Source organism: Pseudanabaena sp. lw0831, from assembly GCF_016584665.1.
Lineage (GTDB): Bacteria > Cyanobacteriota > Cyanobacteriia > Pseudanabaenales > Pseudanabaenaceae > Pseudanabaena.
This window is the reverse complement of record NZ_BBJB01000060.1, coordinates 1-14,564: the sequence shown is the minus strand read 5'-3', so window position 1 is coordinate 14,564 and position 14,564 is coordinate 1. Positions and strand designations below refer to the sequence as shown.

Sequence of the window (14,564 nt, the reverse complement as noted above, 5' to 3'; positions counted from 1 at the left end):
AAGTATTTTTTAATCTGTCCTAAAACTGTCCTAAGCGGTTTACATGGGTTTAAGTGAATAAATCACTAAGTTATCTGTTTGAGTGCCTCTATAGCATTTGACAGCTTAGACCTATGTTCTACAGAAAAGTTGTTACGCTTTGCTGTTGCTACATACTCCAACATCTCTATCACTGGTAATAGGGTATTACCTTGATTAGTCGAGTCTATCAGTTGTGAGGCTGTATTAGCTTCATCTGTATCGATTTTTTTTGCATACTCAAAAATCTGTTCTGCGAGAATTATGGGAACTCGAATAGTCTTCGTTTTACCATGCTTCCAAGTTGGCAGATATTTTTTTAGAGTTGCTTCATTGCCTCTAGGCTTAGACATTTCACTTGACACAGGTGATTCAACTAAGATACATCTTATCACTTAAAAAGATGTATGTCAACATATTCACTTGACACAAGTGATTTTAGTCTCGAAAGTGTTTAGTGTTGCCTACAGAAAAAAATAAGGCGATAGGACTAAAAAAACTCGCTGTAGTGCTTCAAAGCTGACATTATGTTGGTTTGTACGTTAAATCAGTTTATATGGCTAGAAACGCAAAACACCTTTACTATTACTCTCCTAACAGTGAATCTACATAAGGTGAATTTTGTATTGCCAATTTTCGCTCTTTGTGATAATTTGAGTTTGTCGAAAAAAAAGCGAAATTAACAGATATTCTATACTCTAGGGGGGATAGCTGTTGTTTTGACAAATTTTTTTCTGGGAAGTTTTACGCCTTTTTGGGTTAAGTATCTTCTTGCTGACTCTATATAATGTTTGAAGCTTTTTATAATTTTAGTAGCTTTATTATCATTCATTAAGCTCTAATTATTGCTTTGACTAATTACTGAAAATATTGATGGAAAAACTTCTTATTATTGTGTTAGCAATAGTTGCTATTTGGTTTGGTGGCTCTTATTTATTCTCTTATTTAAAGAATAATTTTTTCTCTTTTAACTCGCCTAGTATAAATATTAAATTAGACAGGGCTAGTTATGGGACTGCAACAGGAGTTGAGATTACAAAAGTTCAAGCCTTACAAGAAGTCGTAGTGTATCAAGTAACTATAACTTCAAAGAAAATTGAGTATCGTCAACCTGTAGGTTTAGTAACGAATACTTACTATAGAGAAAATGCTGAATTTACTGCTGAACTTAGGATAAATCTAGCAAAAGCAACACTTGTTAATGACAGCCGTATTTCTGTTCCACCAGAAGATATTAGATTTGTTATTTTTGAAAGTGGGACTTCTAAAAGTGGTGATGTTGTAAATTCTAATCCAAAAGATTTTCTTCCAATTTCAGAAGCTATACCTCTTTATATATTTGCTAGTGCAATGAGAGAATGTCCAAATACTTTTGGAGACGCTGCATCATATGCTCGAAAACCTCAAAATTGGGGTAAGAACGGCGATGTTTTAAAATTTGCCATAAATGTACCTCTATCTGATGGACTATTTTTTTCTTACAAAACACCACAGTTGCATAACTTTAAATTCACCACTCGTACAAGTATGTCTAAAATCATAGAGATTCGCTCTTCTCCAGAAAAAGCCAAAGATGTTAACGACTTAATTCTTAAAGATGGCATTAGTTGTTCTGGCAAACCATTGTCAAATATGTAATTAAATTTACAATAGCCTTTACAAAATGCAAAGATTTAAGGAAGTCTTATTTTATATTGAATTCATTATATCTGTTCAATAAGTTATGCAAATTTCTCTGCCAGAAGATATTACAAAAAATCTACAAAACACTAAAAGCTTTATTAACAATGCTGTAGATAGTGTTAACCAAAATGTTCAGCAAGCTAAAACCGTAGTCATAGAAAGCACTAACCAGTCTGTTGAAAGCATCAATCAAACTACAGGAAGGGCAAGAGATACTATTACTGAAGCCGCTAGTAGCACTCTAGGCAATGTTACAGAAAAAAGTGGTCAACTACTCAATAGCATAACTAATGCAACGAATACGCTAAAAGACTCCTTACAGACTACTATCGAAAAAATCGATAGTCTAAACCAAACATTGTCAGATGGTATTCAGGCTTCAATTAACTCATCTTTGAATAGTTGGGTTGATAAGTATCCTCAATTAGTATGGTTGATAAATCATCCTCTACAATGCTTTGGAATATTGCTGTTAGGGCTATTTTTATTTTCGGGATTATTAGGAGCGATATCTAGGATAACTGAGAAGTTTTGGCTATTTATTCTGACTTATCCGTTTAAGATATTTTCTAACAGTTGGCTGTTGATTTCAGAGTCTTTGCAGAAAGATAGTGACAATCAAAAAACTGAAGCTCAAAAACGAGTTGCAGAGATTTTAAGCCGTTTAGAGTCGATTAGACAAGAGCAAACATTATTATCCCAAGAGTTAGAGTCTCTTCTTAAATAAGTCTATCGCAAATGAAAAAGTCGATAGTAACTTCCTTTCTAGAGTCATATTCTGAAATATTACTTCGTAGATATAATTACCAGTATTGCAGTAAAAAAATTTCGTGAAGATATAAATCCCTTTTTAGAACTTTTGAAAGAATTTGAAAACTACCAATGCGACTATTACTGCTGGTACGGTTGCGGCTATAGCGACTAAAGCTATTCCACCTTTCATTCCCATTCCACGTGTAGCAATAGTACCACCACCAAGAAGAGCTAAAGCTGAAGTTATTACTGAAGCTCCAGTGACACCATCAATACTACCAGCAATAAAAGTGCCACATACCAACGTAACTGTTGCAGATAAAGCCCCTGCTAGCATACCTGAAAGGGCTGCAATGATTCCTGTTACGGCATCAACCAAGTCTTTTACTTCTATCACCGTTCCTAACCCTCATTTTATATTTTACACGTCATAACTAATCAAATTAATGTAACAATTCTCCTCTAGTGAGTCAATATTCTACATACATAATATTTACAATCTGTTGAGGGATGGGTATCACACCATAAACCTTACAAATAGGTTGTGTATCCTATAGGACTTAAGCATTGACAAAGATGTCAAGAGGTTTTATCAACATATCTATGAGTCGTACTCAGGAATAGGAAAAAGTATCTATAGTTGATTCTAATATGATGTAATTGTTCTCAAGAATCCTCACTACCGTTCGGGCAACAGAAAAAAGAAGTATTAATCAGCTAATATCTCTATAAATCCTGTGCTTTTACCATCGACTCTTTTTTTGTTGTATTTGGTATTGAAATAATCATCAATGTCTGTAGCCGTTGGGTTTTTCTGCACTCCTAACTCAGTATAGACACTTGCAATGATTTTTTTTACTTCAGACCTAGAATAATTACTACCTACCTTAAACCTACTTCTAATCTCATTTTCGACTGCATCCAAAATTTGAGGTTTGACATCAAGGACAGCTTTCCTGATTTGCTCTTTTTTGAAGCACAGAGCCTTCATTTTGTCTTGACCTAAGCAGTCATAAGCTTTTTTGACTAGAGGCTCCTTAGCGGCGATATAATCCCTATCTACATCACCTTGAATATATTTCAAACAAAGACTTCTAAAAGTTGTAGTTAGCAAATCGTCTGGAATCTTGGAATCAGTAGAAATATCATTGTCCTTATAGGTTTGTCGAACTGTATAACCATCGCAATAAATAGCATGAGATGTTTCCCACTTTCTCCAATCACTTACTATGCGATAGTCGTTAAATTTAGGTAAACCATTTTCATCAAAGTGTAAATAATTGTCTTGCTGACTTTCTTGACGATATGGTTTTAAAAAAGTGTTAGCTTCTTCTGGATTGCATTTAGAAAAGATACTAAGTAAACGTATTGTTTCTCTAGTTTTTTCGTCAACTAATTCAGCAAACTCCTCTCTAGAAAGTAAAGAGCTATCTTCATTGTAGATATGGATTGCCATATTTCTAAATGGGTTGGACTTATCTCGCAATCTTCCAATAATTTGCTTAACATCAGTATCTATACTCAACATTGTATTTTTGTTGTGTGAGTTAGACACGATAAAGATTAGACCTGATTTACTATAAAAGTCTGCTCCTTTGAATGCCTTTCTTGTAATAAAGTTAAATCGCTTTTCAGTGTCTAATGCTGAACCTATAGTGTAAGCACCTAAAACACCCTTGTTAGTTTCTTTACTTGCACAAATAACTCGAACTTGTGATTTTGGCAATTCTGCTTTGTCTAAAATTCGCTTAATTTCTTTCACAGAGTTCAGAAAAAAATAAGCAGCATGGCTACGATGTCCATTAGGCATCTCATAACCTTTGTCCCCTGCTATTCTATAGTTTTCAATGATAAATTTAACTTTGTCAAATGGCTTGCTTGTGCAATGTCTAGATACATGAATCTTAGGTGACTGACCCCAAACAATCTCTGTTTCCTCTAGGTCTTTTAACTGAGTTGGATATTTTTCTCTCTGTATAGGAGTTGCAGAAACATAACTAACATAGCTAAATCTCTCTAGACATTTTAGTAAATCGTCAATAGCTGACTCTCGATAGTCGTAAGCATCTAGTAACTCGCTGAACTCATCAACAACAATGCGATATTTGCTTTCATTTTTTACAATCACCTCAGCTACTTTATAAAAAGAGTCATAGGTAGTCAATATTTTAGGCGGTAAGCTAGGATGCAACTCATTTAGGTAGTCATCTATATCTGTATGTCTAACCCCTGAATAAACACCATATAACTGATGGTCACTTCTTTCATTAGGATATTGACCCAATTTGTTGTGAATTATTTCAACAGTTGGTACAACGATTATCGTAGGATACTTGTCTTCAATAGCTAAACTCGTAATGCCACAACCACAATCTATTTTGTTAATGATTCCTTTAGGTAACTCAGTCATAAACTCTGAACAATAGACAGCACCTTTAGCATCGATTTGATTCATTTATTTTTCTGTAAATCTATCAGAGACAAGTGGGAATTTTTTTAGTCTTTCGTTCCCCTTATTATAGCAACCAGAGCTATACTTTTTTCCCATAATAACGAATACTGCTTTATTTTGTATATTTGGAGATATATATTTAGGCGTACCTCTCTGGATAGACTCACTCAATAGCCTTGCTGATAAATATTTTTTACTCTTTCTGTACTCTCTAATGTAGAAAAAGAAAATACAGAAAAAGCAAAGTCTTAAAGATTAATTTCTGGCAGTGAAGGGCGGTTAATCATGTGTCCATAAGTCTGCATCACCATTCTTGTGTCACTATGCCCCGCTAAATAAGCAACACCAGTTAGAGGTATACCTTGCTCAATGGCATGACTTAGCAAAGTATGTCTAGTTGTATATGGCTTGCGATACTCAATCCCTAACCCTGATAAAACGACTTTCCACTGTCTGTTTATAAAGTTCTTGTCATCAATTGCATTCTGATTTGGAGAAGTAAAAACCAAGTCATCAGGTTTAAGATTGCGACATCTAATCTCAAGCATCTCAAACAATCTATCAGTCATGCTCAAATAGCGAATTGACCCTGTTTTTGTTTCTTTTCTGACACGGTGTTTACTAGCAGTTTGTCCTTTGTCACCTCTAGCCAATACTGAACAAATCACAATCTCTTTTCTGTTGAAATCTACATCTTTAGCTTGAAGTCCAATAGCTTCTGAAGGTCTAACACCAGTCAGAAAAAGAAATTCAACATAATCAGCATAAAAACTATGCTTGTAAGCTGATGACTTTGGACAAAACTGATTACTACGAAAAGCGTTAACTATTGCCTTGACCTCTTCATAATTGAAAGGTTTGATTTGTTGTTTTACTACTTTTCTACGCTTTAATCTTGAAAATGGGTTAGAAGATACAAGTTTTTCAGACATTGCCCAGTTTAGGCAAGATATCAGATAGCTTAAAGAGTCATTCCACATTCTAGGACATAGACTCTCAATCGCTTCATACCAAGATGTATCAATAGCTACAGGATTTTCTTTTTCAATGTAGCGCCTAATTCTGGAGTAGTGAGAACCAAGTGTTCTAGGGTGTAAGCATAAGCTGCTAACCCATTTATCCCAAATAGGAAGTAGGCTTTCCTTACTTGGTTTCACAGTATCAGGACTTGCAGTAACAGTTACTTGCTTTAGTCTGTACTTGTTTAATGTAGAGTCAAAGTTACCAGATGCAATATCTAGCTCAATCTGTCTAGCTTTTTGTTCTGCTACCTTCATGTTGACACTTGTATGTGGCAAACCTAAAGCTAAGCAGTATCTTTTGGACTCGCAAGACCATCTCAAGCGGAGACGGTTATTGTTTTCTTCTACAGCTACAGTGCCTTTCGGGGTTTTCATTTCGTACCAATTCCGTACCAATAGTTAGGTTTTGGTTTGGTTTTGGATACAGGAAATTTCGTGAAAGCAAATATTATGCAAATATAACGACTGAGATTAAGGCAAAAACACTTTGCAAACCATATGGGCTTTTTGCCTTAAAACCCTTTCTGTGTATGGCTTCTGTTGAATTTACTTTCACCATGTTATATTATTAATCCGTCAGAACGCATAGCTCAGTTGGTTAGAGCACCACGTTGACATCGTGGGGGTCGATGGTTCGAGTCCATTTGCGTTCATAAGCTGGAGAGACAATAACAGTAAGGCTTTTGGGAGTCCCGATCAACTCCTGAAGGTCTATTCTAGTGTAAGTAAGACAATATATTTAGGCTGTTAAGGATTGTTTTGGGTAGTAACTTTATCCCGAAATTTACCCCGATTGTTTCTTTCTTTTTCAGCAAGTCCTAAGTAGTTAAGAACTGTTGGGATTTGAGGAAGCGATCGCTATTTAATTTTTAAATGCGAGTGAGATCTCAAGGTGCTGCATAAAGTGAGTCTATCATTAATATTACAAGCGTCTCATTGACCTGAGGTCATCCCCTTTTTTTTCTAAAGCTCAAACTCTAGTAGAACTAGATTCATTCAACGACCCTAACTTTCCCTGATTGAATTGCATCAAATACTGAGTGAATTTGATAAATCTCTTGATCGGTTAATCCAGAATTCTCAAATAAAGCATTAAAAATCGCTTTGCTAAAATACAAATAACCTTTGCGGCTAATCGTTCCTGACTGCATAATGCGATGGACAACCTCATCAAGACTAATTGAATTAGTTGATGTACCGCGAGTCGTTTCTTCTGGTAATTTAAACTCAGAAATTTGTGTATTAGGATTAGCAAAACTAGGACTAGATAATCCCGAAACTTGCTGAGTGGGAATTGTCGGAGTATTTGAAGACTTTCCCCTGTCAGGGAGACAACGATTAATTGCGGCTTTCAACATCTCAGGATCAAATGGCTTAGTAAGGTAGTCATCAGCTCCTATTTCCATACATTTCATGACGCTATCCATTTCTTCGATCGCCGAAATCATAATTACGGGAATGTCACGTAATCTTGAGTCTTTCTTCAAATATTTGAGAACTGCATATCCATCAATTTCAGGCATCATGATGTCTAGTAGAATCAGATCATAGAGATTTGCTTGAATCATTGATAAAGCTTCTCGCCCATCACCAGCCATTGACAAATTAAAATCTCTTCTATGCAAACGGCGAGCAAGCATATCACGATTTATTTCATTGTCATCAACAATCAATACTTGAAAATTTTGAATTCCCATTTTTGTTACCCGCTATTTAAAATCTCAATATTTGATTATCTGTCCGTTGACCATACTTTTACGCAATTTCTCCCCTCACGTTTTGCCTGATACAAGGCTAAGTCCGCTTCTTTAATTAATTGTTGAGATGTGGAGATTTGGGTATGAGGGCTGATAGTTGACGTTCCTAAACTAGCCGTAACATAAGAATTTATCTGTGAAGAACTATGACTTATATTGAGATTTTCAATAGCATCACGAATTTGTTCCGCGCAAAACCCTGCTCCTAATTCATCTGTATCTGGCAAAATTATTGCAAACTCTTCGCCTCCATACCTTGCTAACGTGTCTCTCGGACGTTTGATCACCTGCGAAGCGGCGATCGCCACTTGGCATAGACAGTCATCTCCCGCTAGATGTCCATAGGTGTCATTATATTTCTTAAAATAGTCTATATCAAATAATATGAGTGAGAGCGATTTCTTTTCTCTATGAGCTGCATTCCATTCCCTTTCTAGGACTGTATCAAAGTAGCGTCGATTGGCAATACCAGTTAATCCATCACGATGGGACAGTGCTTCCAACTCATTTTTAACAACTTCCAAATCGTGATACGCAACAGCGAGTTCCTTATACGCTGCTTCTAGTTTCTGATTATTTAAGACTTCGCGATCGTGCAATATTTTCTTTTCAAGACAAGCACTTACCCTTGCTTTAAGAAGAACACGATCATAGGGTTTAATCAAGTAATCTTCAGCCCCCTTTTGAATGCACGTAAGCATCATTTCTTTCTCATCTAAAGCAGAAATAATAATTACAGGAATCACCCGCGATTGGTAATTGTCCTTAAGATGCGTCAACGTCTCTAAGCCGTTCATTACTGGCATCATCATATCCAGCAAGATTAAATCTATAGAGTTTGAAGAAACAATTTCTAAGCCGCTTTTGCCCCCATCTGTCAACGTAATATCTGAATAGCCTAAATTTTTTAAATGGCGATAAAGAATCTCTCGATTCATTGGATCATCATCAATAACTAATAACTTTGCCTCGTTAATTTTTGACATACTTTTTTAATAACTGCTCAATCTTTCCTAATAGTCGTGCAAATTCTATGGGTTTGGTGTCGTAATCATCACAACCAGCTTCGATACCTCTTTCGCGATCACCGACCATAGCATGTGCTGAACAACCAATAATCGGAATATTTTGAGTTGTAGTTATTTGCTTCAAGCGTTTTGTGGCTTCCCATCCATCTAAAATTGGTAGACTCATGTCCATAACGATCAGGTCAGGTAGCTCTGTTTGGGCAGTTACTACACCTGACTCACCATCAACGGCAACTACAACTTCAAAACCGCGACGTGCTAGTCTTCGTGATAACATATCGCGATTCATTTCATTATCTTCTACCAGCAGGATTTTGGGCATAGAGATTTTTTTGATAATACCTAAATTACTATAGTTTGGTAAATAAGGTAAAAGAACAAAACCTGTACAGCCCGCTACGCGGGCTGTACAGGTTTTGTTCTTTTGTGTGTAGGTACTTACCTGATTTATTTGCCCATACCAAGCTGCTGAGCTTTTTGGTAAACCTTACCTTCAGTTAAGAGTGAAGGCGCAATTACTACTTCAACCTGTTGCATTTCTCGGATAGTTGCCGCTCCTAGAGTACCCATACTGGTTTTAAGTGCTCCTAAGAGGTTATGAGTGCCATCATCGAGTCCTGCTGGTCCACGCAAAATTTGCTCTAGTGAGCCAGTTGTGCCAACCCGAATTCTGGTTCCGCGAGGTAAGACTGGGCTAGGAGTTGCCATCCCCCAATGAAAGCCACGACCTGGAGCTTCTTTAGCTCTGGCAAAGGGAGAGCCAATCATTACGGCATCCGCTCCACAGGCGATCGATTTGCAAATGTCACCACCTGTAATCAAGCCACCATCGGCAATGATTGGAACATATTTACCAGTTTCTTTAAAAAACTCTTCACGGGCGGCGGCGCAGTCAGCTACGGCTGTGGCTTGAGGAATACCGACACCAAGCACACCTCTAGATGTACATGCGGCTCCAGGTCCAATACCAACAAGTACACCCGCTGCACCCGCTCTTAAAAGTTCTAGGGTGACATCGTAGGTGACACAGTTACCCATCAGGACAGGGATCGGCATTTCACGGCAGAATTTGGCGAGATCGAGGGAAACTAGTCCTTCAGCGGCGATATGAGTAGTAGAGACGACTGTGGACTGCAAGAAAAATAGGTCGCAACCAGCTTCAGCCGCGATCGAACCATATTTAAAAGCGTTAACTGGGATACTGCTGGCGCAAGCAATGCCGCCTTTTTCTTTGATTTCTCGGATGCGTTTTTGAATGAGTTCAGGCTTTACGGGTTCGGCATAAAGTTGTTGCATGAGCGAGACAAACTCAGTAACTCCCACAGAGGCAATTTTTTCTAAAATTGGGGTGGGATCGTCATAGCGGGTTTGGATGCCGTCAAGGTTGATTACGCCTAATGCACCTAAATCCGAAAGTCTTACCGCCATATCAACATCGATAACACCATCCATTGCACTAGCAATAATCGGAATTTCGCGACGAATTCCCCCAACTTCCCAAAATGTATCGGCAACGTTGGGATCGAGAGTTTTGCCCCCTGGTACTAATGCAATTTCGTCGATGCCATAGGCTCTGCGTGCAGTTTTACCACGCCCAATTTGAATGTCCACTGTTTGTACTCTCTAGAATTTGATATTTGCTAAGGGTTACGTAAAAATCTCGCATTTTTAAGATCTACGCTAAGGGTTAATGTGTTAAGAGCTTTGCTCTCAAACCCGAACCAAGAAATTTTTTAAAAGTGTTGCGAAGCAACACTTTTAAAAAATTTCTTGTGGTTCGTTTGATCGCAAATTGTTGTAAGCGGCGATCGCGCTGCTTGATATTCGGTAGGCTTGCAGAAAATCTTAATAATTCCTTAAGGTATTTCTGCTTATTGACTAATGATAGCTAATTAGTGCGATAGGAGGTTATTTTTTAAAAGTAGAGCTTTGTTCTTTGCCTTAAAAATAACTAGATCTAAATGATGGCTGAATTTTTTAACACCTACGGTTTTTTGATTGTATCGGCAATTTTTGGTGCAATCCTTGGAATTTCTGTTTATTTGCCATTGATGGCTGGGCAGCTATCATTAGCAACATCAGGATTTTATGCATTAGGTGGATATATTGCCGCGATCGTATCTACCAAGATGTTAACGGACACGACAGGGACTTTGCCAGTCTGGTGGGTATTATTGGAAATGCTGGCAGCGGGTCTGATATCAGGACTCCTAGCCGTAATTTTAGGAATCCCTGTGTTGCGATTGCGGGGGATTTATTTGGCGATCGCGACGATCGCTTTTGTCGAGATTTTGCGCGTAGTTGCCCTAAACCTCGATATTACTGGTGGTGCAGTGGGTATTTTCAGTATCCCGCAGCCGTTTCAGTCACCTTTAGAATATCTCTGGATTGCTCTACCATTATTGGGCTTGAGCATGGCATTTATGTATCGGTTAGAAAAAATTCGAGTTGGGCGGGCGCTAATTGCGATTCGTGAAGATGAATTAGCAGCAGATTCGATGGGAATCAACCCCACTTACTACAAGGTCTTAGCCTTTACCCTAGCCGCAATTTTGGCAGGTATGGTCGGGGCTGTGAGTGCCCATTTCCTGAACACATGGAATGCTCGTCAGGGAACCTTTGATGCCAGTATTATTTTCTTAGCTTTTGTATTAATTGGGGGGTCGCGCACATTTTGGGGGCCAGTAGTTGGTGGGATTGTGCTGACGGCTTTGCCTGAGGTCTTACGAGGGATTTCCAGTGTTAACGGTGTTCCTGTATGGTTAGGACAATTTCTTAAAGATGGGCGCTTAATTATTTTTGGGGTTTTGATTGTGATTGGAACAATTTTCTATCCTAAGGGGATCATTACTCCAGAGTTTTTAGGTTGGTGCAACCGCATAACTAAAAAAGTACTTGCCAAAAATAAACAAGGTACTTAAGCACCTTGTTCTAAATAATTTGAGGTTGATATGTTACAGAAGAAATTTTTAGGCTGCTTATTCGTACTAGCGAGCTTGAGCGGAATCTATGCGATCGCAAATCCAGATATTGCTAGCCATCTGCCATGTATCACAGACTGTGAAGCGAGAGCAGCAAATGAATTTCTCAATAAAAATAAGGCGATCGCGGATTTAATTAATCTCAAACAACTCGATAAAAAGGCGATCAAGCTCGTCGTCGAAAAATCTAAATATAAGCTGACTGTCTATTATCAAAAAAAGCCAGTTAAATCCTATGCGATCGTTTTGGGCGGTAATCCTAAGGATGATAAATTGCGCCAAGGTGATAAGCGCACCCCAGAGGGCATATTTCGAGTTAAAGATCTTTACTACCATTCAGAATGGTCAAAATTTATCTGGATTGATTATCCCAATCAGGACTCATGGCGAAAATTTACTCAGGCTAAGGCTAGAGGTAAAGTAACCGCGAAAGATGGTATTGGCGACGAGATTGGCATTCATGGTGTAGAGAAAGGAAAAGATTGGATCATCGATCGCAAAATCAACTGGACTTTAGGCTGTGTGTCTTTGAAAAACAAGGATGTTGATGAAATTTATTCTTTATTACAAAAGGGAACAACTATTGAGATTCTCCATTGAGACTAACTCAGATCTTGCACCATTCTTGAGTGACTTGATGGGTTACAGAAATGGGTGGCTAGGCACAAGCGCCCAATTGGAATTGCAGTAAAGTTGGTACATCGAGTCAAAAATCGCGGATTGGGAATAGCAGCTTTCCAGCTTTTCCTTTTGCCTTTGCAATGCGATCGCCTGCCTAAAAATCTTGTAAAATACAATTAGTTCGCTATTACCTGAAAGTATGAGTATTACCGCAACAATTTATCCTTATATTGCCGCTAGTTCTGAGATTGCGGGTGGTGCGCCAATTATTGAAGGTACGAGGGTAACGGTGCGGCGGATTGCTGGATATTATCAGATGGGCATGAATGTGGATGAAATTTTAAGTGTGCTTTCTCATTTGCGACCTTCTCAGGTACATTCGGCGCTTGCTTATTATTTCGATCATCAGGAGGAAATCGAAAAGGATTTGGAAGAGTCTTCTAATATTGAGTATTGGAAGAGTCAAGCATTAGTTCATCCTAAAGCGGGTCGTTAAAGATGGCTAAGGTGAAATTACTGCTAGATGAAGATGTGCAGCTTGACTTGGCTTCGGCTTTACGCAAGCGAGGTTATGAGGCTACTCATGTGCAAGAGTTGGGTAGAAAGGGAAGAAGCGATCGCGAACAGATTGAGTATTCAGTCGAGCAGGGTAGTTGTATGTTTACTTTCAATGTGAAGGATTTTGTGTTGCTGCACAATGACTATGTGATTTCTGAAAAGGAACATTTTGGAATTATTGTGTCGCCGCAGTTGCCGATTGGTGAAGCTTTACGAAGGTTGTTAGCTTTGCTGCAAAGAAGTTCCCATGAATCGATAAAAAATGTATTGGAATTTCTATGAATAATATTTCAAATCAAATTGCAATCTAAAAAAAACACTTTTTCCTTTTTCCTTTCTACTTTTTCCTTATGAATGATGCAGAGTTATTGGCAATAATCGCACAAGCCGAACGTGAGGGCTGGACGGAACTCGATCTGTCGGGGAACGATCTGGAAGGATTGCCGAGCGAAATTGGGCGATTGCAAAGTCTGGAAAAGCTGATTTTAGGTAAGTGGGATAGGGAGGAACGTAAGGGAAGAGGAAATCGTTTAACTGCTATTCCCCAAGAGATTTTTCAATTAACCAATCTTAAAGAACTATCTATTTCATATAACCAAATCATGGCGATACCCGACGAGATCGCCAACTTAGCAAATCTGACTAGGCTTGACCTCGATAGCAACCAAATCACGGCGATACCCGACGCGATCGCCAACTTAGCAAATCTGACTAGGCTTGACCTCGATAGCAACCAAATCACGGCGATACCCGACGAGATCGCCAACTTAGCAAATCTGACTTCGCTTTCCCTCAATAGCAACCAAATCACAGCGATACCCGACGAGATCGCCAACTTAGCAAATCTGACTTCGCTTTCCCTCAATAGCAACCAAATCACGGCGATACCCGACGCGATCGCCAACTTAGTAAATCTGACTAAGCTTTACCTCTCTTTCAACCAAATCACGGTGATACCTGACGTGATCGCCAACTTAATAAATCTGACAGAGCTTAACCTCAATAGCAACCAAATTACGGCGATACCAGACGCGATCGCAAACTTATCAAATCTGACAGAGCTTTACCTCTCTTTCAACCAAATCACGGCGATACCAGACGCGATCGCTAACTTAGCAAATCTGACGGAGCTTGACCTCTCTAGCAACCAAATCACAGCGATACCAGATGCGATCTCGAACTTAGCAAATCTGACTACGCTTTCCCTCGATAGGAACCAAATCACGGCGATACCAGACTCGATCTCGAACTTAATAAATCTGACTACGATTGACCTCTCAAGCAATCAAATCACGGCGATACCAGACTCGATCTCGAACTTAATAAATCTGACTAGACTTGCCCTTCGTGAAAGCCAAATCACGGCGATACCTGATGCGATCACCAACTTAGCAAATCTTACTACGCTTTACCTCGGCAACAACCAAATCACGGCGATACCAGACTCGATCTCGAACTTAGCAAATCTGACAGAGCTTTCCCTCTGGAGCAACAAAATCACGGTGATACCAGACTCGATTGCCAAATTAGTAAATCTGACTACGCTTAACCTCTCTAGCAACCAAATCACGGCGATACCAGACGAGATCGCCAAATTAGTAAATCTGACTACGCTTAACCTCGATAGCAACCAAATCACGGCAATACCAGACGAGATCGCCAAATTAGTAAATCTGACTACGCTTAACCTC

At 38.7% G+C, this 14,564-nt stretch carries 15 protein-coding genes and 1 tRNA gene; 8 read left to right on the top strand and 8 right to left on the bottom strand.

Annotation, left to right across the window (positions count from 1 at the left end; translation table 11 throughout):
• Positions 1 to 65: 65 nt before the first annotated feature.
• On the bottom strand, positions 66 to 371 hold the full coding sequence (locus tag APA_RS12145) for a hypothetical protein (RefSeq protein ID WP_201322537.1): 306 nt from the start codon (positions 369 to 371) through the stop codon (positions 66 to 68).
• A 520-nt stretch (positions 372 to 891) separates the two neighbouring features.
• Here APA_RS12145 and APA_RS12140 point away from each other — a divergent pair.
• Complete coding sequence (locus tag APA_RS12140) at positions 892 to 1,656, top strand: hypothetical protein (RefSeq protein WP_201322536.1); 765 nt, start codon at positions 892 to 894, stop codon at positions 1,654 to 1,656.
• Positions 1,657 to 1,741: 85 nt separating this feature from the next.
• Complete coding sequence (locus APA_RS12135) at positions 1,742 to 2,428, top strand: hypothetical protein (protein WP_201322535.1); 687 nt, start codon at positions 1,742 to 1,744, stop codon at positions 2,426 to 2,428.
• A 123-nt stretch (positions 2,429 to 2,551) separates the two neighbouring features.
• Here APA_RS12135 and APA_RS12130 read toward each other — a convergent pair whose 3' ends face one another.
• The 3 genes from APA_RS12130 to APA_RS12120 all read right to left on the bottom strand — a co-directional run bounded on the left by APA_RS12130 (position 2,552) and on the right by APA_RS12120 (position 6,303).
• Positions 2,552 to 2,851 (bottom strand): hypothetical protein, encoded by a 300-nt coding sequence (locus APA_RS12130; protein ID WP_201322534.1) that lies wholly within the window; start codon positions 2,849 to 2,851, stop codon positions 2,552 to 2,554.
• A gap of 312 nt (positions 2,852 to 3,163) precedes the next feature.
• Positions 3,164 to 4,909 (bottom strand): DEAD/DEAH box helicase family protein, encoded by a 1,746-nt coding sequence (locus tag APA_RS12125; protein WP_201322533.1) that lies wholly within the window; start codon positions 4,907 to 4,909, stop codon positions 3,164 to 3,166.
• Positions 4,910 to 5,154: 245 nt separating this feature from the next.
• The gene (locus tag APA_RS12120; protein ID WP_201322532.1) at positions 5,155 to 6,303 is read right to left on the bottom strand and encodes a site-specific integrase; all 1,149 of its coding nucleotides are present in this window, start codon (positions 6,301 to 6,303) and stop codon (positions 5,155 to 5,157) included.
• A gap of 204 nt (positions 6,304 to 6,507) precedes the next feature.
• Here APA_RS12120 and APA_RS12115 point away from each other — a divergent pair.
• Positions 6,508 to 6,581 (top strand) — tRNA-Val (locus tag APA_RS12115).
• A 339-nt stretch (positions 6,582 to 6,920) separates the two neighbouring features.
• On the opposite strand, the gene APA_RS12110 is transcribed toward APA_RS12115, so the two are convergent.
• The 4 genes from APA_RS12110 to APA_RS12095 form a co-directional block, all read right to left on the bottom strand.
• On the bottom strand, positions 6,921 to 7,625 hold the full coding sequence (locus APA_RS12110) for a PleD family two-component system response regulator (protein ID WP_201322531.1): 705 nt from the start codon (positions 7,623 to 7,625) through the stop codon (positions 6,921 to 6,923).
• 35 nt (positions 7,626 to 7,660) lie between these two features.
• Entirely contained in the window at positions 7,661 to 8,671 is a 1,011-nt protein-coding gene (locus APA_RS12105; RefSeq protein ID WP_201322530.1) for a diguanylate cyclase domain-containing protein, read from the bottom strand.
• Entirely contained in the window at positions 8,658 to 9,035 is a 378-nt protein-coding gene (locus APA_RS12100; RefSeq protein WP_201322529.1) for a response regulator, read from the bottom strand. The genes APA_RS12105 and APA_RS12100 overlap by 14 nt, the downstream gene beginning before the upstream one ends.
• 125 nt (positions 9,036 to 9,160) lie before the next feature.
• Positions 9,161 to 10,324, bottom strand: a complete 1,164-nt coding sequence (locus APA_RS12095) for a GuaB3 family IMP dehydrogenase-related protein (RefSeq protein ID WP_201322528.1) — start codon at positions 10,322 to 10,324, stop codon at positions 9,161 to 9,163.
• Between the two features lie 353 nt (positions 10,325 to 10,677).
• Between APA_RS12095 and APA_RS12090 the strand changes: the two genes are divergently transcribed.
• From APA_RS12090 to APA_RS12070, 5 genes are all read left to right on the top strand, one after another.
• Positions 10,678 to 11,634, top strand: coding sequence for a branched-chain amino acid ABC transporter permease (locus tag APA_RS12090; protein ID WP_201322527.1), 957 nt, complete (start codon positions 10,678 to 10,680; stop codon positions 11,632 to 11,634).
• A 30-nt stretch (positions 11,635 to 11,664) separates the two neighbouring features.
• On the top strand, positions 11,665 to 12,294 hold the full coding sequence (locus tag APA_RS12085) for a murein L,D-transpeptidase family protein (protein WP_201322526.1): 630 nt from the start codon (positions 11,665 to 11,667) through the stop codon (positions 12,292 to 12,294).
• A gap of 220 nt (positions 12,295 to 12,514) precedes the next feature.
• Entirely contained in the window at positions 12,515 to 12,811 is a 297-nt protein-coding gene (locus tag APA_RS12080) for a DUF433 domain-containing protein (protein WP_201322525.1), read from the top strand.
• Between the two features lie 2 nt (positions 12,812 to 12,813).
• On the top strand, positions 12,814 to 13,155 hold the full coding sequence (locus tag APA_RS12075; protein WP_201322524.1) for a DUF5615 family PIN-like protein: 342 nt from the start codon (positions 12,814 to 12,816) through the stop codon (positions 13,153 to 13,155).
• A 68-nt stretch (positions 13,156 to 13,223) separates the two neighbouring features.
• Positions 13,224 to 14,564 (top strand): leucine-rich repeat domain-containing protein (locus APA_RS12070; protein WP_201322523.1); only part of this gene is annotated, 1,341 nt, incomplete at its 3' end.

Bases quoted from the DNA above. Each gene is read 5' to 3' on its own strand.
- APA_RS12145 (WP_201322537.1), bottom strand. From the start codon at position 371: ATGTCTAAGCCTAGAGGCAATGAAGCAACTCTAAAAAAATATCTGCCA.
- APA_RS12140 (WP_201322536.1), top strand. From the start codon at position 892: ATGGAAAAACTTCTTATTATTGTGTTAGCAATAGTTGCTATTTGGTTT.
- APA_RS12135 (WP_201322535.1), top strand. From the start codon at position 1,742: ATGCAAATTTCTCTGCCAGAAGATATTACAAAAAATCTACAAAACACT.
- APA_RS12125 (WP_201322533.1), bottom strand. From the start codon at position 4,909: ATGAATCAAATCGATGCTAAAGGTGCTGTCTATTGTTCAGAGTTTATG.
- APA_RS12120 (WP_201322532.1), bottom strand. From the start codon at position 6,303: ATGAAAACCCCGAAAGGCACTGTAGCTGTAGAAGAAAACAATAACCGT.
- APA_RS12110 (WP_201322531.1), bottom strand. From the start codon at position 7,625: ATGGGAATTCAAAATTTTCAAGTATTGATTGTTGATGACAATGAAATA.
- APA_RS12105 (WP_201322530.1), bottom strand. From the start codon at position 8,671: ATGTCAAAAATTAACGAGGCAAAGTTATTAGTTATTGATGATGATCCA.
- APA_RS12100 (WP_201322529.1), bottom strand. From the start codon at position 9,035: ATGCCCAAAATCCTGCTGGTAGAAGATAATGAAATGAATCGCGATATG.
- APA_RS12090 (WP_201322527.1), top strand. From the start codon at position 10,678: ATGGCTGAATTTTTTAACACCTACGGTTTTTTGATTGTATCGGCAATT.
- APA_RS12085 (WP_201322526.1), top strand. From the start codon at position 11,665: ATGTTACAGAAGAAATTTTTAGGCTGCTTATTCGTACTAGCGAGCTTG.
- APA_RS12080 (WP_201322525.1), top strand. From the start codon at position 12,515: ATGAGTATTACCGCAACAATTTATCCTTATATTGCCGCTAGTTCTGAG.
- APA_RS12075 (WP_201322524.1), top strand. From the start codon at position 12,814: ATGGCTAAGGTGAAATTACTGCTAGATGAAGATGTGCAGCTTGACTTG.